Source organism: Caballeronia sp. AZ1_KS37 (assembly GCF_023631165.1).
GTDB classification, from domain to species: Bacteria; Pseudomonadota; Gammaproteobacteria; order Burkholderiales; family Burkholderiaceae; genus Caballeronia; species Caballeronia zhejiangensis.
In genome coordinates, this window is record NZ_JALQDP010000016.1 from 15,090 (window position 1) to 36,876 (window position 21,787).

The following is a 21,787-nucleotide window of genomic DNA, read 5'->3' on the forward strand; positions in this document are numbered from 1 at the left end:
GGTTATGGAACCACCGTCGCGCGCAGTCGATTGCGGCGTGTGAGTCAGATTGCCGCGTGATACGTTCGGTTGAGCGCGTTTCAATGAGTGAACGGTTACGCACATTCCCGGCGACATGATGCCTCTGCAATCAGATGGTTTCGAAGGGCGCCTAGGCGCTTCATCTGCGCGGGGACCAGGCAGGTTTCTTTCTCTAGACGCTCGAGCCGCCTGAGCCAGTAAGACCGGTCTAGGTAAAGCGGCATGGGCGCTGCATTCGCGCTTAGCAGGTGGCGTATCACGCTTTCGAGGTGTGTCAATTCAGCGTCCGCGAACCGTGAAGGTCGCTTCAGCTCCCATGCTTCAGACGTCGCGGTGGGTTGCCGTTTCATCGCACGCATGCTTTCGCTCCACCAGCGCGAGGGCGCATCGCGCGCATCGGGTCGCGCGTGCGCGCTCGAGACCACATAAGGCGCGAAATACGCTGCTTAGGAGCGGCGCTGTGCGCTCGTTGTGCTGGTGGCGGATGACACAGACGTTTCGTTGTCGGCATAGCGGCGGAGAACTGGTTTGAACAAAACCAGCATGCCCGCGACAGCGAGAAGTCAAGGCGAGGCTGTGACCTGAAGCAGATACAGGAAGAAAGCTCCCCGCCACGCCATGCAGGCAGGGTCATTACGTCTGTATGCTCCCCTGTGAGGAGCAGAGACACGGACGAAAGCGGCAGCCGCCACGACTCGCTTGGAGATCACAGTACCTACCGCGCCGAGTGGCAAAAAAACCGCGGCCGCCTTTACGCTCTACACGATTTGTATACTAAATTTCTCGTTGGCGGGTACGAACGCATTAAGCGACAGTCGCGTGCTTGGTGTGTTCTTTTTGTTGCTCAAAGTAGCAGAGCTCGACGGTAAGCTGACAGTCTCCGCCAATGTGTACACCGCATTTCAAACGCATGGAAGCGAACGGCGAAATCAGTCACTCGGGACGGCGCGGGACGACGCTGGTTCTGACGAGATGGATGGACCTCACGCCTCCCAGATTTGGTTAATGGGAGAGCGCCTATTCAGCGCATGGGTGTACCGAAAGCCGGCACCCGGGGAAACGGCACACAGTGACCGCCGTCACTTACCGCTTCGGGCCCGTTCTGAAAGCAACGCGGATTCCGTCGTCTGAAAGCGATACGCTCGTAACAGGTTCACCGGTTCGACGAATATCATGATATTCCCACGCCGCTTCTTAATTTCTTGATAAAGGTGCGCTATCGGCCACTGCGGTACCGGTGCGAACGGGATGCGACAGAAATCGCGGCACTGTTTCGGATCGGCTTCGTTCGTGAGCGCAAGAACGACCATGGCAAACTTGCCGAATATTCACACCCCCTACTCGACAAGCTTTTTCATATTACGGAATGCGACGGCTCGTCACGGAAGAGTTGCGCTTTACCGCGCGAGTAGGCAATCGCGCCCCACGAACAACGCCTTCTTCTTCGCTGCGTCTCTTCGGCTCCTCAGGTCTTTTTTGTTCGGCGATCTGTTATCCCGATTTAATGGCAAATGAAAAACTCCCGCGCTCCCGCGCCAACAGACGCTTCCGGAGTCGAATTTTGGTTTCCGGACCGAAACCGTGGAATCAGCCATTCCATAATGCGAAAAGTGAGCCGAATAAGGGGGTGTGAATATCCGGCTCATTTTGTAACACGCTTTTTTTCTCTTGAATTCAGAGCACTAACCAAATGCTCAGCCGCAATGGGACGCTCTCGGAGAGCGTCCCTCGTGGCCTGGGCTTCGCTGACAGGACTGCTCAGCGGATCGAAGGCTCCGCGCAGACGCGTGCGCGGGTCGCTCCCGGCTAGGAGGCAACGGCCGGAACGGTCTCTCAATAGGCATGCCAAAGAAGCTGGTGGGAACTCCTCTCATTTGGCGACAAGCGTTCCAGATCGCACCCTTCGCCTGAGATCGCTTGGCCCGGATTGTTCAGACGTTCTCCGCCAAGGCTAGACAAGATGGCCGCCGTTGGGCGTAAGACGCACGCCGCGGTGGCACGTGGGAAATCGAGGCCTCGGTTTTAAACATGGATGCTAGCCCGGTAGATCCCGGGCAACGACAACTGACCACGAGCCGGATCGTCGAAGGACCCACCGCGATGTTCGCTATGGGCATAATCACCGAGGCACGCTTGCGTGGGCACATCGTGCGCCGGCGGAGCCTTCTTTACAAGATTAATTCCTCCATACTTAAATTCCTTGCGTTCGACTGGGGCATGCGCCAGCGCGAAGTCCTATGTCGCCGTCCAGTAGTTTCAGAAAAGCTGGCGACCACGAGGGACGCTACCCGGAGAGCGTCCCACTGGGTCGACGAGAAAATCTAAAGCACTGAATTCACTGCGAGAAAGCCTTGTTACAAAGTGTGCCGAATATTCACCACCCCCTTATTCGGCACACTTTCCGTATTATGAAATCGCCCATTTCACTGTTTTCTTTGCGCAAATCAAACTTTAGACGCCAGGCGCGTCTTCTGGCGCGGTATGCGGCGCCTCATCGAGGAGGCAACGGCGGAACGGTCTTCGAACGGGTGTTACCCAGACTGCGCTTATCGCTCGAACTTGCTTGGACCAAGGTTACTTCCGGCGCGCTCCGTCATTTCCTAGACGAGATGGCCGCCGCTGGGCGTAAAGCGCACGCCGCGGTAGCACCTACTAAACACAGGTCATCGATTTGCGAAATGGAGGTTAGCCCGGTAGATCGCCGAGAAACGACACCTGACCGGGCGCCTGATCGTCGAAGAACACGCCGCGACGTTCGCTAGGCGGGTAACCACCGAGGCACGTTCGCGCGGATACAAACTGCGCGAGGACGGAGACTGCCGTTGGAGCCCAATCCTAAAACGTGCCGAATATTTACACCTCCCTTATTCGGCACTTTCCGTATTATGGATTCGCCATCTCTCACAGGTGCCTTTGCGCGAACGATCGGCGCGCCGTATCACTGATAATCGCGAAAACGAAACTTTAGAGGCTTAGACGCGTCTCCGCGCGGGTTTATCCGCGCTCGACGAAGAGGCGACGGACGGAACGGCCTTTGCACTCATCGCCCGAAATCGCTTAGATCAGGAACCTTCGGACGTGCTCCGACACTGCCTAGAGCGAGATGGTCGCCGCTGGGAGTCAAGCGCACGCGGCGATGGCATTTGGCGAGATCGAGGCCATCGGTTTGCGAGAAGGATATCAGCCCGGTAGATCGCCGAGCAACGACAACTGACCACGCGCCGGATCGTCGAGGGACGCACCGCGATGCTCGCTAGGCGTGTCATCGCCGAGGCACGCTTGCGCAGGGACAGCGTGCGCGACGGCGGAGCCTGCCGTTGCAGCGGGTTGAATTCCTCCGCACTTCGCGAGAAGGCGATAAAGCGCTTGCCTCGAGATGTTCAAGCTCTTCGCGGCTTCCGATTTGACGCCATTCGCGCCCTTAAGGGCGGCAATCACCTGTTCAGGCGTGATCACGGGTCGCGATAGGCGCTCGGCCGTGGCAAATGTAGAGATGTATGCCGTTGCCTTTGCTGCGAGACTATGTCCAGCGGCTTCCACTAACTGTTGCATGGCCCGCTGATGAATCTCTGGATCGGGTCGATGGTCGGGCCGCTTGATGGGTGCCGGTACCCCGGTAATTTGCTCGTACATTCTCTGGAGGTACGCATGGCGTAGTCCATGCACCGTGACGCCCAAGCCGCCGCGGGTGATGCCCTCCTTTTGCAGGACATGGTAGAAATGGCGATACCACTTCTTTAATGACCACGGCTCTGGAATCATCGACCCCGTGCGTGGGTTGGCAAGCCTTGCCGCGCGGATCAGAACGTCATATTGCCACTCGGCATCAATCGGCACGAGCCTGGGCCGCCCACCCTTCGTGCCGTCGATGACATGCAGGTGGCCTGATACGCGCAAACACTGCAGGGGACGCAAGAGCATGCTTTCCTGTGCACGCAGCCCAAAGGTGGCCTGCAACTCGACCTGGATTGCGACCCAGCGATCGCACTCGCAAAGTCGAGAGATCGTGTCATTAACGTCGACGTTGGCCGCTTCCCAGGACTTATCTTCCTGAGCCACATAGTAGCGGCGGTATCCGTCCGGCCGCTTCATGTAGTCATCGACGGTTCCCACGAGTTGATGCTTTTTCATCCACGCGGCGAGTGTTCGCCAGTAGGTGAGCTTGTTTTCGACGGTGCCCGGCGCCTGCTCCTTCTCGGTGACCCAGAGCTTAACGAGATAGGCGATGTGCTTTTCCGAGAGGTTCCACGGCGACTGAAGCGCAAATCCGCCCTTTCGTAGTTCGCGAAAGCCGGCGATGAGATGTCGCACGCGGTACGTCTGGGTCTTGATGGAAATCGCGTTGGAGGTCACGCGGGTCTTGCTGTGTGCTTTGGTTAGGTTGTGTTGAAAGAGTTCGGTGAGTTCTTTCGTGAGCCGCTGTGGCAGCCCGGCGTTGTCCAACAGTGCCGAAAAGTTAAGTTGGATTTTCACAGCTGTCGCATGAAAAGCGACGTTCTCACCTATCAGGAGAACGTCCCGGGGTGGTTGGAATACTGCACGCTTTGCTTTCCGGGATCTTAGAGATCAGATTTTCGATTCACCCGGCGCAGGGAAGCACTGCGACCCGATGATCCCTACTCCGGACGAATCCGAAGCACGGCTACTTGACCGCAGGCGAAAGCCTGTCGAGCCAAGCAATTCTTGTTGCGCATTTTGTTTTCGGCTGCGCGGGCCGACAGAAAAGATCAAGAAATCCGCACTCATGGTGCAAGTGATTTCCCGTCTCGAGAGCTTGTTCATCACGGTCGCCTCGATGTGGGACCGCGTGAGTCAGGCTTGGCGTGATTGCCGGAGACGAAAGGAAAGTAGACGTTCGCACTGTCCTTGCGAGGTTGTTCTCAGTCGATGAGGTTTTGCGTTTTGCTGGAAAGGCTAGCGTTCATGCGGTTCTGATGGGACTCAGTTTCCGCAAGACGTGGCCAGCTTGGTGGGTAGCAAAGCTGCCGGACAAGAAGATTGCGCTCATCGAGCGCGAAGGTATGTACAAATGGAGTGCGCTGCACTCGGGTCGATGCGTCGGTGACGCGATAGGTGGATTAGGATATTAGGCCCTTCGGAGCGCGAGGGTTGACGAAAAGCTCGCAATATCAATGCGCCTTTCGATAGTTGTCTTTCAATGCCCATACAACGCAGCTCAGCGGCTAAATACGAGTCGAAATGTTGGGCTGTTCATTTTAACGATCGTCGGTCTCATGCTCACCGGTCTCATCGTGTGGGCCGAGTTCGCGCTCATGCCGATTGGTGCGCTTCTAGCGGCGCTCAAGCGTTACGGGGACATTCCTGTCAACGCCGGCTAACACCTGATCGGGTGATGGTCTTGACGATCCTGCTTGCGTTGGTCGAAGCGATTAGACGTACTGCACCGGGGCAGAATCGTACTGCCGCACGATGTCATCGTGCGTAAAAGCACGATTCCTTCCGATATCGCCTGAGCGACTAGCATCCGGTCAGACGGATCGCTGTGAATCGGCGGAAGCTGAAGCATCTTGAGGGCGTGATGAGCCTCGATCGAAAGCTCCTTGTAACCGGCGTCAAGAAGGTTCGTTCGGAACATGCGGGCATCGAGTTGAAAATCGGGACGTCGGAGCGAGCGATTGATGACGATCTCCCAGGTTACTCTGGACACTAACGTAAAGGCGTGTTGGTCGGATCTTCGATCAGCTGCGCGCTTGCTCGGCAGCGCTGGATCATCGCTCGCCGCCCAGATGAGAAGATGAGTATCGAGAAGAAGCTTCACTTCGTCTTGCCCTCGAACATGTCAGCAATCTCGTCCGCATCCATCGTAACGAAGTCAGCAGGCACCTTCAGTCGCCCTTTCATGGATCCAATACGCCTGCGGGGTTCCTCCGCTTCTGTACCGATCCTGACAACCTTGACCAACGGGCTTACCCGCTTTCGCGATGACGAGCGGCTGCCCGCCGTTCACCGTCTCATCGATGAGCTTTGAGAGGTTAGTCTTGGTGGATAGCGTCAAGCAGGAAGTCCGGTTTACCGACAAACATCTCGGCCGGTCGGCCGAGGTGATTGTCGCTGCGTCAGGGGCCCAAGCGGCCCCAGTTGATCAGATCAGCCAAGCCGACTAGCTGATGCTGCAGGTTGATCTGATCACGCAGCGGTTACCGGGAAAAAATCTTTTTCGAGGGGCGACTAACCGGGTTCGGAATCGTCCACGGATCATGTGCCAAAGATTGGTGCAACGAGGAGCTTCTCCAACGAACAGCTATGGGCCAGAGGATTCCCGGCGCCGACGCGAAAAAAGGCCGGAGCAGAGAACAATGAGAACAATTAATCGCATTGGCCCGTCGCCGTTTCAGCGATTCGTCATCGCGGGCGTCACGTCCGACATCGCTTGCGCCCGCGACCGGGCCAATAAGGACGCGTTGCTTTCTTCGTCGCGCATAACCAAGAACGCCTGAAGCAGGCCGCCACCGAGTCTTCGCGCGGCGGGTCGTGGCCAAGCCAATGCGGCCTAGGCCGACGCACAACAATTTATCGACGGATCTCGACATTCTGGTCGCTGGAGCTCGCACCGGGCTTTCAACGAAGCGATTCTCTGGCAAATGCGAAGCCCGAACGCCGACCGAACTGGAACGCTTCCGACTTGGCCGTCTAAATCGCAAGGGGTCGGCATTACGCTCCCCGTGCCTAACCTTCTTCGTCAGCTGGCAGTCCTGTTGTCGAGTTTAAGTGACCAAAAAATCCGAGACAACCGGCGGGCGGCGGTTTTCCAAATCGACCAGAAATTGTGCATGCTCGGCTCTGAAACGTTGCTCCCACTCGCTACTGGTCTTGCCACCCATCTTGGACATTCTGCCACCCTGGGTTTCAATTTCGCCCGACTTCAAGTTTTGATCTATGTGTGCCGCTAACCACGATAATATTTCCCTAGGCTTTGCGACGACATCCTCATATGTAAAGCGAGCAGGCGAAATATTCATACGCGTAAATAGCTCATCGTAAAAAATCTCTCCGGTCACAATGTGCTCGCACCATGTCTGAATGGCTGTCCCGTCATACTCCACGGCGTCCAAGCGAGCTTTTAATACTGGGCTCTCTTGATAACTATGAAACAATCCTGACGTTACGCTTCGAAAGAGTGAAATTGCCTGAGCAATCAGATTCTCACGTCGAAGGTAGAACTTAGTTACCATATCGAGCGCATCTTTCGGTTTTTCAAGCATCTCGCACAGGCATTGGGTTTGATATGGCGACAGCTGAAGACCCATCACTCCGCTTGCGGAACGGTAGTCTGCTACAGTGCGTCTGATGTATTCATCGACGCTTGTTGTACCAACAAGACGTGGTGGTCTGCACCCCATTGCCAACTCCTCCGTGTAAATCCACCCCTCGTTGAACCATTCTTGTGGTGTCCCCAGAAATTTTGAATTCTCGGCCATCTCCATTAGCCATGTACTGCCGGTCCGCGGAAGAATGAAAATCGCGTAAAGTCGTGTCTCCGTAGCTAAATTCCTCAGCATCGCATCGTGGATCACCGCATCACGCGAAAATACCTCAGCCACCTTGTTAATCATGACGACTCCTTCAAAAAGCGGACGTAAAAATCGCTTTTACAGACTGTAAGTATACTCGTGCCATGTCACTCTAAACAATAAAGAAACGACCCCAAATTCCTGATAAATTGCCGTTCTCGACTAAATCTGATCCTCCAAGCTGCATGTCGTGCAACCGTCGCTCTTAAAGCGCGACTTGCACCCCCGCCCATCCGGCAATGCCTGCCTCGACAGCTATCGACTGAGATGTCGTCTTTGGACGATGCATGCGACCAATTCGACTCCGGTCGCGAGTGCCTTCGAAAGAGTTCGCTTATACGCATGTGGCGCTAAAATTTGATGCGAACTCGCGCTCTCATCTTGATCGACCGATTGAAGGGATTATGTCGATCACCGGAGCGAAGAATCACGCGAGATCTGACGATAAATTTTACCAGAACTAGCTTGGACGAGAGAAACAACCAGGTCATGAAAGGATGTCCGCAAATGGACGTTGACTGGAAGCTCGGCGGCGATTCTGATCCGCGAGCAGTTGGTTGCTCGAATTAATAAGCTGTCACCCCGTGGAAGCGCTTATAGAGGTGTATCACCGGTGCGAGGTTCCGTCGAATGGGTTCATCTCAAAGAGTCAGCGGGCCGTGCGGGCTGACGGAGCGTACCGGGCGGCAGCGATCCCGAAATCACCCCTCGACCAATAGGGTCCCTCCGCGGCGCAACTCCGAATTTTGTTGGAAACAGGCCGGCGCAAAAAAAGACGATTCCATAGCTGTGCGGCGCCGAAATTGGAAAGAGCCTTTGGCCTTGCCCATTAGCGCTTGCCCCCGGCACCACCCTCGGTTGGACGGCCCGTCGAGGCGCACGTTAGCGGGGGCGACGAGAAGCTTTTTTTGTTTCCGAGCAACAAATAATCACTAGCTATAGTCATCAGCAAGCCAGCTGACAGCTTTCGCTCCACCGTCACCGACTTAACCAAATGTCTTGGCTTATCTAGATCCGTCGCGCGCGCACACCCCGTGTGATACGCGAGCAGCCGCAACGACACGACCTGCAGGATCGGCGACAGCGCGCCATCGTGCTCCGGCATTCGGATCACATGAATCCCGTCTTCGCTGACGATACGCGTATCTGCGTCGGCGAACACATACAACTCTCCGCCGCGCGCGCACTTCCTGCATGTTCGACTTCAGCTTTTCGAGCAGCGCGTCGTTCGGCGCGACCGTCACCACAGGCCGCGGCCGAGGAACAGCGCATTCTCCTTGCGCCGCGAACTGCTCCGACCACGAGATGATCTGCAGTTCGAGCGCGAGCACGCTGTTCAGCGCTCCCGGCAAGTGACGCAGTTGCGTGAAGCAGAACGCATCGGCGGCGCCGTCGCCGAACAGGCTCGGACTGAACTCATCGGCTTCAGGGATAGCGTCCGTGATGGCGCGCGGCGGGCCGGCCTTCGCGAGCGACGATCTTCACGCCGTCGAGGCCGATCTCCACGACATCGCCTCCTTCGAGGAACGCGAAACGGTCGGTGCGGCCAGCGAGTGCGAGCGCGTCGGACGCGAGGAAGTTCTCGCCCTCGCCCGCGCCGACGAAGAGCGGCGAACCCTGACGCGCGCCGACGACCGTATGCGGCTGATCCTTGTGCATCACCGCGATCGCGTACGCGCCGTGCAGTTGCTTGACGGCATCCCGCACGGTCTGGAACAGATCGCCGCGATACATGTTGTGAATCACATGCGCGATGACCTCGGTGTCCGTCTGCGAGACGAACTCGTAGCCCTTGCCCTTCAGCATCTCGCGCAACGACTCATAGTTCTCGATGATGCCGTTGTGCACGAGCGCCACCGTGCAGCGCGAGAAGATCGGGTGCGCGTTGTCGGTGACGGGCGCGCTGTGCGTCGCCCAGCGCGTGTGCGCGATGCCGATTAGCCCGAATCGCGCACTTGCGCGTCGAGATCGGACACGCGCGCGACGCTGCGCGCGCGGCGCGGCTCGCCGTGGCTTAGAGGCCACGCCGCACGAGCCGAAGCCGCGATATTCGAGGCGGCGCAGTCCTTCGACCAGCACCGGGACGATGTTACGTCGCGCTACCGCGCCGACAATTCCGCATTTGGTCCTTTATTCTTGAGGCTTGCATTTCCAAAAAGCTTCTTCGACGTCCGATTGCCGTCGGGCCAAGCACAGTAATGCTGCTCATCGGCACGACGCGCGTGACGCTGGCGCGGCGGGCGGCGACGTCGACGGCGAGCATGCCGTCGAATTGATCGGGGGTACGGTTACAGCAGCGCTTCGACCCGCGATGCGCATTCCTTCTGCGCGGCGGGATCGAGCGCACCATCTGCACGCGTGCGGCGAGTTAAGTAGTCGCAATTCCCGAAGCAGGGAAATAGCGTGCATGGAAGCAGCCGAACGATTTAAGCACGTCGGTTCGGAACCGTATTAGGCAGCCGCTCACGATCGATGGGTCCCTCAAGATATTTGACTTGCCGGCGATGTAGCGCATTTCGTAGCCCGCGAGACGGCCCACGAACGGCTTGTGGAGCGCGCGACAAAAAAACCGCGCATGAGGAAATCGAGCCCTGTCGGGCAGCTCCGGCAAAGGTGTTGCCTACCGACCGTCTTCAGCGGCACATTAATGGCCATCGTGTGTCGGTCGTTGCATAAAGTGATGAGCATCGAGAGAAATGGCGGCTGGGGAGGAGCGCAAGCGAATTGCCGGATTTTACGGCTGACCTGCAACGGTCCTTTACAATAAAGAGTTTCCGGTATCAAGCTGCCCTCGGGCATGAGCCAAGGATCCAAATGACGCCCTTTCCCCTGTTCCTATCGGTCGTCTTGCTCGTTCGTAATCAAAGCGCTCGCGTCGAATCGCTTGTGAACGAAGTCGCGACGGCGGTCGGCGGCCTCGTCAGCGATTACGAATTGATCATCATCGACAATGCGTCCGAGGACGACAGCGTGTCGATTTTGCGAGGCATGACTTCCGAATCCGGGCAACCCAATCTTCAGGTCTATGCGCTCACCAAGGAAGTCGACGCGGACACCGCATTCTGGGTCGGACTCGAAAATGCTCTAGGCGATTTTGTCGTCGTCCTTGATCCGCTGCTCGACGACATCGGTTTCGTGGAACCGATGCTGGAGAAGGCAACCGGCGGCATCGATATCGTATTGGCTGATAATCAGGCGCGAGCCGCGGAGAGTATGCCGTATCGCGTAGCGCACCGAGCTTTCGACATGCTTTATCATTATTGCAGCGGCGTGAAATTCAGCAACGAGGCGCCGCAGTACCGCCTGGTCAGCAAGCGCGTCGTGAATTTCATCCTGCAGCACGCGCAGCCTACAATAACCTATCGGCATTTGCCGCTCACGGGTGGGTTTTCCCGGTTCAAGCTGCGTTACAGTTCGCCTCCGAAAGAGGTGCGCGCCAAGCGTCTAAGCGAAAGCATTGACCGCGGTGTACGCCTGCTTGTATCAACGACTCGCGCGCCGATGCGTCTCGTCACTTCGCTCTGCATGTTCGGAGCGGGCGCCAACCTAATTTACTCCGTGTACGTCGTCATGATCGGCCTTTTCAAGCCGAACGTCGCGCCGGGATGGGTTAGCATGTCGCTGCAACAATCGGGCATGTTCTTTCTCATTTCGCTCGTCTTGCTAGTGCTCGCCGAATACATCTTGCACATGGCGAGCCTTTCCAACGAGGGGCCGCTCTATCACGTCGGGCAAGAGTTCACCAGCGCGCGTATGACCCGCCGGGAGAAGCTCAACATCGAAGAAATTCAGACCGATGCTCGGTCGGAGCGGATTCGCTGATGCCGACGAGCGTAAAAGTGTATGACGCCGTCGTGATCGGCGGCGGTTTCTACGGCGTGGTTATCGCGCAATATCTCGTGCGTCAACGTGGTTTCAAACGGGTTTGCCTGCTCGAGCGCGAAGCGGCCCTAATGCAGCGCGCGTCGTACAACAATCAGGCGCGCGTGCACAACGGTTATCACTATCCGCGCAGTTTCACGACCGCTTTTCGCAGCCGCATCAATCTGCCCCGTTTCGTGCACGATTGGCCCGACGCCGTGGTTACCAATTTCGTGAAGCTGTACGCCATCGCGCGGCGCAACTCGAAGGTCACCGCCAGGCAATTCGAGCGGTTCTGCCGCGAGACCAGCGCGCAATTGGAACCGGCAGACGCTTCGCACCGCGCGTTGTTCGAGCCGCGCCTGATCGAAGAAGTTTTCGTCGTGCGCGAGTATGCGTTCGATTCCCGGAAGCTCGCGGCGTGGGCCGCGCAGGAACTGTCGAACGAGGCAATCGAAGTCCGTCTGAACACGCGAGCCGAAGAAATTGTGAGATCGGCCAACAACGCCTTGCGGGTAACGACTCGTTCATCGGGAGACGCTCTCGCCTTGCTGACCACCCGCTACGTCTTCAACTGCACGTATAGCGGGCTAAATCAGTTTGGCGGCGACTTTCCCGGCACACGGACACAACTCAAGCAGGAAATAACGGAAATGGCACTGTTGAAGGTGCCACCGGAACTCGAAAAGGTTGGCATCACAGTCATGGACGGCCCGTTCTTCTCGATGATGCCGTTTCCCTCGCGAGGGCTTCACACGCTGTCTCACGTACGCTATACGCCTCACCTTTACTGGAGCGACGAACGGGGCATCGATCCTTACGCGCGCCTGGCGGCCTATCATCGCGAAACGCGCGTCGACCGCATGATCCGCGATGTCGGACGCTACATGCCTGCGGTTTTCGGCGCAAAGTACGTCGAGTCTTTGTTCGAGATCAAGACGGTGCTCACCAAGAATGACACCGACGACGGACGGCCGATCTTCTTCGAAAGACACGTCGACCTGCCAGGGTGCTTTTCCGTGCTTGGCGGCAAAATCGACAACATCTACGACGTGCTGGAGAAATTGGACTCCGAACCGCTCGTCGCCTTCACCGATCTCACTCTTTCGAATCAATCGAGATGACCAACGCACTTATCGGATATACCGGCTTCGTCGGAACCACGCTGCTGAAACAGGGCAAGTTCGAGTCGACATTCAGGTCGACTAACATCGGCGAAATCGACGATCAGTCCTTCGACACGGTGGTCTGCGCCGGAGCTCCCGCGCAGAAATGGATCGCCAACCGCGAGCCAGGAGCCGATTTGCGCAACATCGACGTGCTCATCAATCACCTGCGCCGCGTCCAATGCCGACACTTCACGCTCATCAGCACGGTCGACGTTTTCAAGAGCCCGCTCGACGTGGATGAAACCACGCCCGTCGACGAAACGGGATTGCATGCCTATGGGCTGAATCGCAGGCGGCTGGAGAAGTTCGTGCAGTCGCATTTTCCCGATCATTTGATCGTGCGGCTTCCCGGCCTCGTCGGCCCTGGGCTGCGCAAGAACGTCATCTTCGATTTTCTGAACGACAACAACGTCGCGGCCATCGACAGCCGTGGCGTGTTTCAATTCTATCCGATGATCAACCTCGCGTACGACGTCGCAACCGCTCGCAATGCGGGACTCCGTCTGATCCATCTGACAGCGGAGCCGATCAGTGTCGCCGACATCTCTGCACTCGGCTTTGGCAAGCCTTTCGCGCAACATCTCGGCAACCCGCCGGCTCGATACAACATGCGCACGCGCCACGCCGCACTCTTCGGGACCTCCGGCGACTATCAGTACAGCGCGCGCGAAACCGTGCAGGCGGTTCGCGCGTACGCACAGTCGGAGCCGGCCACAGTCAAGGCGGCCGAAGGAAGCGGATCATGAGGATCGCAGTTTCAAATATCGCGTGGGACGTCTCCGAGGATGAGACTGTCGCCGCCCTGCTCGCCCGCTATCGCGTCGACGCGATCGACTTCGCCCCCGGCAAGTATTTCCCACGACCCGCCTCCGCTACCACTGACGACATCGAACGCGTGAAAGGCTGGTGGAGTGAACGCGGCATCGAGATGATCGGCATGCAGTCTTTACTTTTCGGCACGACCGGGCTGAACGTTTTCGGCGATGCCGACAGCCAGCAGGCGTTGCTGACTCATCTCAGCGCAGTTTGCCGCATCGGCCATGGAACCGGCGCGACGCGACTGGTGTTCGGCTCGCCGAAAAACCGCGACCGCAGCGGCCTCGACGATCAACAGGCGCTGGACATTGCCGTGCGCTTCTTTCGTCGCCTAGGCGACATCGCTGCGGAGCACGAGGTCGTCGTGTGTCTCGAGCCGAACCCGCCCTGCTACGGAGCGAACTTCATGACGACAAGTGCCGACACGTGGCAAGTCGTCGAACAGATTGCTCACCCAGCGATCAAAATGCAGCTCGATTCGGGCGCAATCGCAATCAACGGTGAAGATCCGTCGGAGGTGGTTCGTGCATATGCCGACGCGATCGGCCATGTGCACGCAAGCGAGCCGGATCTGATTCCGCTCGGTGCGGGCAACTGTGACCACGCCGCGACAGGTCAAGCGGTAAGGGCGTTCTTGCCTGGGCATGTTGTCACCGTAGAAATGGTGGCGACGAAAGACGAGCCGCACTCGGTTTCGATCGAGCGTGCTGTGAAAGTCGCTATCGCGCACTACGGAGACGCTCGGGATGGAGCGTCGGTACGATGAAGTGGATCATTCTCGCACTGGGCATAGGTTCGAACGCGGCAGCAAGCGTGCTCGTCAAGCTTGCAATGCTGCCGCCGCGCAAATTCCCATCGCCCGCCGACCCGCTCGCTGCGCTGACGAACTGGCCGTTTTGGCTGGGACTCGCATTGTACGGAGCGGCTTTCCTCCTATATGCGGCAGCGTTGTCGAGACTGCCGCTCAACGTCGCTCACCCGGTGCTCACGTCGGGCGCGATTGCGACCGTCGCACTCAGTTCCGTGCTGATTTTCCGAGAACCGTTTCACTGGACGACCGGAGCCGGCATCTTTTTCATCGTGACAGGCGTGGTTCTGTTGACAATCCGCGTAGCCTGAAGAGAATCCATGAACTCAGCATCCAATTCGTCGCCGAGCGACCATCGCTCCGCCTGGCAGGTGCCCACCTTCAATACCCTTTTTTGGCTGGGCCGTGAGCATAAGGCGTCCGTCGTAATCCCGGTCATTAACGAGGGAAATCGGATTCGGAATCTGCTCACACGCATGAGCGCACTGGGCATTCCTTCGATCGCGGACGTCATCATCGTTGACGGAGGAAGCAAGGACGGATCGCTTGCGGAGGAGTTTCTCCGTACGGTCGGCGTGCGCGGCTTGTTGCTGAAGACTGCGCCGGGAAAGCTGAGTGCCCAGTTGCGTTGCGCCTATGCCTTTGTACTGGATCAGGGCTACGAGCACATCGTGACCATCGATGGAAACGACAAAGACGACCCCGAACCGATCCCGCGCTTCATCGAGACGCTAGACCTAGGTTACGACTTCGTGCAGGCGTCGCGTTTTTTGCCTGGCGGCGTCGCGGAAAATACACCCTTGTCACGCGATCTAGCTATTCGTCTTCTCCACGCGCCCATGCTAAGCCTCTTTTCAGGATTTTCCTGGACAGATACGACGCAGGGGTTCCGTGCCTATAGCCGCCGAATGCTCGTCGATCCGGAACTCAACATTTTCCGTGACGCCTTCAATACCTACGAACTGCTTGTTTATCTGTCGTACCGGGCGCCTAAGCTAGGCTATCGATGCATCGAATTGCCTACGGCGCGTCGCTATCCGAAGGGCGAGGTTCCAACGAAGATCAGCGCCATCAGGGGGAACTTTTCAGTGCTGAAGGTACTGTTCAAAGCGTGCCTTGGAGCCTATAACGGTTAGCCGAAACAGAGCTGCGTTACGTGCCCGTCGTCGCGATTTGGTTCTGTCACGCGTCTGCTGGAGGCTTGCGTCCCTTCAAGGACGCAGTGCTTCTCATCGCGAAGTTTGTGGTCAAGATTGGTTTTTCAGGCCGCTTCAAGCGTAAGCGGCTCGCGAGGGCCGTTCTCGACGGCTGATTGAGATGGTCGGTAGTTTAGTTCCCACTAAACGATTTGATGGGAACTAAAGTGGACGAGACATTGAGTCGTAGCCCGAAGATCAAACGACCGAACTTTCCCGTCGCTACCAAGCGGCACTTGGCCGAGCAGACCTTCGAGCCCGGGGCTTCTGTATCCCTGGTTGCGCGGCGTAACGACATCAACACCAATCTGCTGTTCAGGTGGCGACGGCAGTATCTTCAGGGCATATTCGGTACACCACATCCCGAGCATGCGGCTGCAGTCGCAAATCCTGAGACCGGTGCGCCGGTACTACTGCCGGTGAGCATTGTGACGGAGACGTCGGAGGTCGCGCCCAATAGCCACGAGACTAACTCGCCACCCGAGAACGTCTGCGAGATCGAATTTGATCGTGCACGCGTTCGCATCGCCGGTGACGTTTCACCGGCGATACTGCGGCTACTCATTCGCGAGCTTACCCGATGATCGGCCTGCCTTCAGGCGCGCGCGTCTGGCTTGTAGCGGGTATCACTGATATGCGTTGTGGCTTCCAGGGTCTGGCCGCCAAGGTGCAAACGGCGCTTGAAGAGAACCCCCTGGGCGGGAACGTCTTCATTTTTCGCGGGCGCCGCGGTGATCTCGTAAAGGTGCTTTGGGCTACTGAGGACGGGATCTGGCTTCTCGCGAAACGATTGGAGCGAGGGCGTTTCGTCTGGCCACAGGCCGATGGCGGCAAGGTCTGCCTGACCTCTGCTCAGCTCTCGATGTTGCTTGAGGGCATTGACTGGAGGCAACCACGCCGCACCGCTGCACTGTCGATGTTGTAAACCGCGCGGAAGGCTCGTAAACTGCGCCTCATGTCGAACGGCGCCGATCTCCCTGAGGATGTCCACGCGCTGCAAGCCTTGGTGCTTGCGCAACGCGCGTCGCTTGCCGAACAAAGTGGCGAGATCGAGCGGCTAAAGGCGCAGATCGACAAGCTCAAGCGGATGCACTTTGGTCGCAAGTCCGAGCAGCTTGACCGTCAGATCGCCCGGCTCGAGACCGAGCTGGAGGAACTGGCTGCCGGGCGCGGCGTTGCGGATGTGCGCCGTGCCCGCGCGTCGCCCGCAAGCACGTCCGGCGGTAACCTGTCGCCGAAGGAGGCGCTGCCGCCCCATCTGCCGCGCGAAGAGCATGTGCTCGAACTCGATCCGGGCTGCCCACTGTGCGGAAACGCCATGCGGTTGATCGGCGAAGACATTTCCGAGCAGCTCGCTCGCGTCTCGGCCGCCTTCAAGGTGATCCGCACGATCCGACGCAAGGGCGTCTGCACCTGCTGCAATCACTTCTCGCAGCCGCCAATGCCTGGTCTGCCGATCGAGCGCAGCGTTGCCCACCCGAGCCTGTTGGCTGACATCCTCGTTGCCAAGTACGCGGACCATACCCCGTTGTACCGTCAGTCGGAGATCGCCGCACGCGACGGCGTCACGCTCGACCGCGCGAGCATTGGGCGCTGGGTTGGTCAGTGCGAGGAGCTCTGCCGCCCGCTGACCGAGGCACTGCGCCGCTATACGATGGCCGGCACTAAGCTGCATGCGGACGACACACCGATTCCCGTGCTCGCGCCGGGCAACAAGAAGACCAGGACCGGTCGCCTGTGGGTCTACGTCCGTGACGATCGTCGCTCGGGTTCGAACGAACCGGCCGCAGTGTGGTTCGACTACTCGTCCGACCGCAAAGGCATCCATCCCCAGACCCGTCTCGCCGGATTCAAAGGCATCCTGCAAGCGGACGGCTACGATGGCTTCAACGAGCTGTACGCCAGCGGCAAAGTTCGTCAGGCAGCGTGCTGGGACCATGCCAGGAGACGGTACTACGAAATTCACGCCAGCACGCCGACCGACGACACGCAGGAACTGCTCGATATGCTCGGCGAGCTCTACAGCATCGAGGCCGATATCCGCGGCAAACCAGCCACCGAACGGCTGCGAGTGCGGCAAGAGAAGAGCAAGCCTCTGCTCATCGCATTCGAGACGAAGATCAGGGCCAAGGTTGCGACGCTGTCGCGCAAGTCGGAGCTGGCCGGCGCAATCAACTACTCGTTGAATCGCTGGGCCGAATTGATGCTGTTCTGCGAAGACGGTCAGGCCGAGATCAGCAATATCCTGGCCGAAAATGCCCTGCGCTGCGTAAGCCTCGGTCGTAAAAACTTCATGTTCGCCGGTTCCGACAGCGGTGGCGAGAGGGCCGCCGCGATGTATGGTCTGATCGGCAGTTGCAAGCTCAACGGTATCAATCCGCGTACCTATCTCGAATACGTGTTGACCCATATCGCCGATCACAAAGTCAACCGCATCGAAGAGCTACTGCCCTGGAATGTGGCCCCAAAGCTTCGCGACAAGGGCGGCCCTCCTGCCTCAACCTCCTGATTGCCTGGTAGATCACAGATCCTGCCCACGAACGCCGACTTTGGCGAATTGCCCGCGTAACGTCGAGAACGGCCCACGCGAGCCGCTTACCTTCAAGCGGGAAACAGCTTACCAGCGTCGATGAATGGCTTTCGGTCATTGATCTTCCAGGTCAAGTCCGACCCAACCGCGGCTGACACCGGTGAGACCTCGAGGCTTCCCTATAAAAGGCTGCCCGACATGCACAGGGGTTTCAGACCGCGCACGATCAGTACACGACTTGCGATTGACCTCGTGCGCTATGTTGACTTCCGCTTCGCTTAACAGCGTCGGCGGGTAAGAGCGACGCCAAGGCGCCGATTCGGTAGCGCCTGCATATGGCGGACCCGAGACTTACGAAGGAGGGAGCAGCGGCTTGCGGAAATCGGCCGAAATGTCGGAGCGTATTTGTGCAACGGCGCGACCTCAACGCCCCTTTTCGCTGAAGCCTCCGGCGCGACGTCGTCAAAACGACGGTCAGACTCGCGTAGCCTCCGCAGGCGGTGATGTACTATCGTCCCTATCGCCGCTGCAAGAAGAAAGCGTCAAGAGGATGGCCATAACCGGCGGGATGATCGGATACAGATACCGGAAATCACACGCGATGCCGGTCGGAAGAAACGAGGCGAGAAAGACCCACATCGCGGCGAGATACACCGAGATCACCAATCGGCTCGGACTCGCCACCCAATTCCTCCGGAACAACAGAATGACGGTGATGATTGCCATGATCGCCACGTAAAACCAGTTCCGCCAAACTGGAAATGCAAACACCTTTTGTAACTTTGAATAGAGTAACTGAGCGCGTGCGGAAGTTCCCGTGCGCAGATTGAGCTGCTTGACGTATTCGGCCTCGCCCTCGACGCCGACGTGGATGGGAAGACATTTATTGATATCGTGCATATCCAGCAACGACATGAAACTGCTCACCCGATGCCGCACGTACGCCATGGGATGCGCCTTGATACCGTTCAGCCATACCGAAGTCAGTGAATCGCTGCCTGCAGCATGCAGCAAATCAGATTTCAGCGTGGGTATATATAGAAAGTCTCCCCGGTCGGGTACGTAGCGTTCGCGGATCCGCTTGTCGTCGTCGGCCGTGAGGCCCGGAAAGGTAGCCATCGCGTCAGGCGTCGGCATGCGTACGACCATGCCAGCAATATCGAATGTCTGCACGATCTCCGGCGCGGCAGACATGGCCCGTCCGTCGTTCCCGGCGATCGTTCGGTTGACAAGGTGGCCGGTCAGGGCCCAGGCAAACACGAACAGCGCACCACTGACGAAAAGCAACTGTGTCCGGCGCCTTCCTCGCCATGTCGACAACACAATCGCGAACGGTGCGAGCATGAGAATCGGCGCCACGAATACGCCCTGCTGACGGATCAACGCGCCAGTACCGAGCATGATCGCGACGAGCGCGACGAGTCCGAATCGAATGGACGGTGACTGCATGCGCTGAGCGGCGATGCAAATCGCGAAGGTCAGCACGGCCCACGAGCCGAAGAGAACGTCCTTCCATACGATGCCGACGTAAGCAAAGACCACTGGGTTGATCAGAACGATCGAGCAAAACAGCGCTCGCGCTGCCGAGATCGTTGGTACGCTGCGTATGGCAATGATGAACGCGCCATATGTGGCGCATGCATTGAGAGCAACGAACACTGATGAGGCAACCGTGCCACCGCCCAGCCAGGCCAGTAGAGCAGACATGAAGGGAGGCTGCCAACCTACCGATCGCCCGATCGATGCCTCGTAGAGCTGCAAGATTGAGTCGTAGCTAAGTTGTCCGGGAGCATGCAATGCGATCGCCAGCACGGCCAGTAGCGCTGCAAGGAAGCACGGCATCGTGCGATATTCGATGATGGCGGAGCGCTTCATGGAGGCTTATGTTTGGGAGAATTGAGAAGCCGACTCGCGTAGTCCGGCGACGGCACGAGTTCCGGAGTTCCTTGAGGATTCCGACAGGCACGCGATCAATATGATCTGCGATGAAGAAATCCGCTCACCTTGGTCCTTTCACGACCGACAGTCAATGCCGAATTTCGTCGTTCTCGACATTTTCCAATAGGAGAAAACGCGGGAGGGAAGCGTACAGTTTGTTTGATACCGTGTCAAATGAGTAGCATGCGCTGCCCGAACGGTACCGAAGGCTATCGAGATCGAGAGTCCCGCGGCGCTTCCTGCCGCAGCTCGCGCGATCGTCGTACTGCTACGGATGAAACGTCTCGGCGACTCGGATGTAAAAGCGATTTAGGATAGCTCTCAACACTTTCAGATAGCTATGAATAGGAAAGCTCAAGGCCACGGCCGTTCCGAGCGCGGCGAGCGCGACTCGTCCGCTGCTCGTGCGATCTTCCGGCATATGCGCCGCGATCATCGGCAGCCCGAGCGCGACCATTGGCGCGAGCCCGAGAAGATGACTGCCTTGCCGACGATCATGCCGAGACCCAAAAGGCAGACGAGCATCAGGATGCAGCGGTTTTGCAGTGCGTGCCGCTCGGTTTGTCTCGCCTTCAACGCAGGGGTGGCCACCACCAGCAGCAGGGCAGGAATCACAATGCGGTAGTAGGCCAGATGCATATGCGTATCCAACCATCAAGCACGCCGACGAAGCCGATCCAGTAGAAGGCGCCCCATGTTTGCAGCGTCGCCCAAGCAATACGCGGAATATCCAAAGGATGTGACAGCAAGTGAATCTGACCCGAGATGGAACGCGGCGACGCCACCGGCGTCCACGCGGCATGATTGAACATCTCGACGAAGCCGAACGAGATTCAGTGCCGTGGCGATGACTGCGACGAACGACGCAGTAGCCCATAGTCGCTTCCGGCAAGGTCAAAAGCAGAGCCCTGGCATGAACGCCAGCAGCAACAATCCCACGTAGGGCGGGCGCGCGTTGATGCAAAGCGTCGCCAAGGCAGCGCCGATGAGGAGCGCTCGCACTCGAACCGGCCGGTTTTCATGCATAAATCGGTCGACGTAGGCAATCAGTAGGAAGCACGCCGGAATCAGCAGCACTTCATCGCTGACGAAACCAAACAACATCAGCGCGCACCGCGAAGATCGCAAGCGAGACGCGTCGGCCGTAAAGATAGCCCAAGAAGTGAGGGCCGCGCTAACCAGCAGGTCGAACAAGCAATCAAGCGTATAGGTTTGCAGTGCAGACAAACCGAACGTGCGCCCTGCCCGGATCACGATGGCCTGATGGTGGACGCATATGCCGGATAGATGGCCGACCCTGGAAATTCTGCGTCCGCCAGGTGGCCGGTCCAATGCAGTCCGACTACCTTCGCCCGCAACGGCGCGTCGTATTTCACATCAGGCCGTGTCGCCATGGGGAACATCATGTTTGCGAGGTCAATCAGCGCGACATCGACCTCACCGCCCGACGAGCCGCCGAACCCGCTGCGCCAGGAATCTTCCGTTCGACGCTTGAAACGTACACATGAAAAATCTCGTCGGGCGTTTGCAGATGTGGACTGGTCGTGGCGAGAAAAAGTCCCGTCGGCGAGGCCAAACGCAGCACCGGGAGCGCTGCCAGCATGACCGTACCGAGCGGCGGAGGTATCTTGCTCAAAACGGCGGCAATCCAATGAGAAATGCCGAAACCCAACCCAAACCAGAACATAAGCATGCCAATTATTAGCTCGAATGTCGCCGCCGTCATGTAACGATGAAATTAGTTGTAGAAGGTACGTTTTACGATATCAGTTAAGATTTCCTCAAAAATCACCTGCGATATTTTCAGATTTGGTTCTTCATCGGCATAAACCGCATCCATCGGAATATCCGCTATGACCGCGCGCAAGGTATTCAGCCGCAAAAGCACATCTGTTTCGTAAGAATATCGCCTGCTA

General features: G+C 58.0%; 16 protein-coding genes and 1 pseudogene. 9 read left to right on the forward strand and 8 right to left on the reverse strand.

The features are described from left to right. Nucleotides 1-3,201: 3,201 nt before the first annotated feature. From NCS00_RS11080 to NCS00_RS11095, 4 genes and pseudogenes are all read right to left on the reverse strand, one after another. The gene (locus NCS00_RS11080; protein WP_250440093.1) at nt 3,202-4,494 is read right to left on the reverse strand and encodes an integrase domain-containing protein; all 1,293 of its coding nucleotides are present in this window, start codon (nt 4,492-4,494) and stop codon (nt 3,202-3,204) included. 862 nt (nt 4,495-5,356) lie between these two features. Next, nucleotides 5,357-5,800, reverse strand: a complete 444-nt coding sequence (locus tag NCS00_RS11085; protein WP_250440094.1) for a type II toxin-antitoxin system VapC family toxin — start codon at nt 5,798-5,800, stop codon at nt 5,357-5,359. A 946-nt stretch (nt 5,801-6,746) separates the two neighbouring features. Then, nucleotides 6,747-7,595, reverse strand: a complete 849-nt coding sequence (locus NCS00_RS11090; protein ID WP_250440095.1) for a Stf0 family sulfotransferase — start codon at nt 7,593-7,595, stop codon at nt 6,747-6,749. 958 nt (nt 7,596-8,553) lie between these two features. Next, nucleotides 8,554-9,668 (reverse strand): annotated as a pseudogene (locus NCS00_RS11095) (glutamine--fructose-6-phosphate aminotransferase); the annotation flags it as partial. A 699-nt stretch (nt 9,669-10,367) separates the two neighbouring features. Here NCS00_RS11095 and NCS00_RS11100 point away from each other — a divergent pair. The 9 genes from NCS00_RS11100 (at nt 10,368) to tnpC (ending at nt 17,912) form a co-directional block, all read left to right on the forward strand. Further along, nucleotides 10,368-11,375, forward strand: a complete 1,008-nt coding sequence (locus NCS00_RS11100) for a glycosyltransferase family 2 protein (protein WP_250440096.1) — start codon at nt 10,368-10,370, stop codon at nt 11,373-11,375. Further along, nucleotides 11,375-12,538 (forward strand): FAD-dependent oxidoreductase, encoded by a 1,164-nt coding sequence (locus NCS00_RS11105; RefSeq protein WP_250440097.1) that lies wholly within the window; start codon nt 11,375-11,377, stop codon nt 12,536-12,538. The genes NCS00_RS11100 and NCS00_RS11105 overlap by 1 nt, the downstream gene beginning before the upstream one ends. Next, nucleotides 12,535-13,329, forward strand: coding sequence for an NAD-dependent epimerase/dehydratase family protein (locus NCS00_RS11110; protein WP_250440098.1), 795 nt, complete (start codon nt 12,535-12,537; stop codon nt 13,327-13,329). Before NCS00_RS11105 ends, NCS00_RS11110 begins: the two co-directional genes overlap by 4 nt. Continuing rightward, nucleotides 13,326-14,165, forward strand: a complete 840-nt coding sequence (locus NCS00_RS11115; RefSeq protein ID WP_250440099.1) for a sugar phosphate isomerase/epimerase family protein — start codon at nt 13,326-13,328, stop codon at nt 14,163-14,165. Before NCS00_RS11110 ends, NCS00_RS11115 begins: the two co-directional genes overlap by 4 nt. Further along, nucleotides 14,162-14,518: a DMT family transporter gene (locus tag NCS00_RS11120; RefSeq protein ID WP_250440100.1), complete on the forward strand. Its 357-nt coding sequence runs from the start codon at nt 14,162-14,164 to the stop codon at nt 14,516-14,518. The genes NCS00_RS11115 and NCS00_RS11120 overlap by 4 nt, the downstream gene beginning before the upstream one ends. Before the next feature lie 9 nt (nt 14,519-14,527). Further along, nucleotides 14,528-15,343, forward strand: coding sequence for a glycosyltransferase family 2 protein (locus NCS00_RS11125; protein ID WP_250440102.1), 816 nt, complete (start codon nt 14,528-14,530; stop codon nt 15,341-15,343). Between the two features lie 215 nt (nt 15,344-15,558). Further along, nucleotides 15,559-15,987, forward strand: coding sequence for an IS66-like element accessory protein TnpA (gene tnpA, locus NCS00_RS11130; RefSeq protein ID WP_034474624.1), 429 nt, complete (start codon nt 15,559-15,561; stop codon nt 15,985-15,987). Continuing rightward, nucleotides 15,984-16,328, forward strand: coding sequence for an IS66 family insertion sequence element accessory protein TnpB (tnpB, locus tag NCS00_RS11135; RefSeq protein WP_034474626.1), 345 nt, complete (start codon nt 15,984-15,986; stop codon nt 16,326-16,328). Before tnpA ends, tnpB begins: the two co-directional genes overlap by 4 nt. A 30-nt stretch (nt 16,329-16,358) precedes the next feature. Further along, the gene (tnpC, locus tag NCS00_RS11140) at nt 16,359-17,912 is read left to right on the forward strand and encodes an IS66 family transposase (protein WP_250440104.1); all 1,554 of its coding nucleotides are present in this window, start codon (nt 16,359-16,361) and stop codon (nt 17,910-17,912) included. A 495-nt stretch (nt 17,913-18,407) separates the two neighbouring features. On the opposite strand, the gene NCS00_RS11145 is transcribed toward tnpC, so the two are convergent. The 4 genes from NCS00_RS11145 to NCS00_RS11160 form a co-directional block, all read right to left on the reverse strand. Continuing rightward, nucleotides 18,408-19,808 (reverse strand): hypothetical protein, encoded by a 1,401-nt coding sequence (locus NCS00_RS11145; RefSeq protein WP_250440105.1) that lies wholly within the window; start codon nt 19,806-19,808, stop codon nt 18,408-18,410. A gap of 495 nt (nt 19,809-20,303) precedes the next feature. Continuing rightward, nucleotides 20,304-20,510: a hypothetical protein gene (locus NCS00_RS11150; protein ID WP_250440106.1), complete on the reverse strand. Its 207-nt coding sequence runs from the start codon at nt 20,508-20,510 to the stop codon at nt 20,304-20,306. Nucleotides 20,511-20,765: 255 nt separating this feature from the next. Continuing rightward, complete coding sequence (locus NCS00_RS11155) at nt 20,766-21,065, reverse strand: hypothetical protein (protein WP_502799590.1); 300 nt, start codon at nt 21,063-21,065, stop codon at nt 20,766-20,768. A gap of 226 nt (nt 21,066-21,291) precedes the next feature. After that, nucleotides 21,292-21,564 (reverse strand): hypothetical protein, encoded by a 273-nt coding sequence (locus tag NCS00_RS11160; protein WP_250440108.1) that lies wholly within the window; start codon nt 21,562-21,564, stop codon nt 21,292-21,294. Between the last annotated feature and the right edge of the window lie 223 nt (nt 21,565-21,787).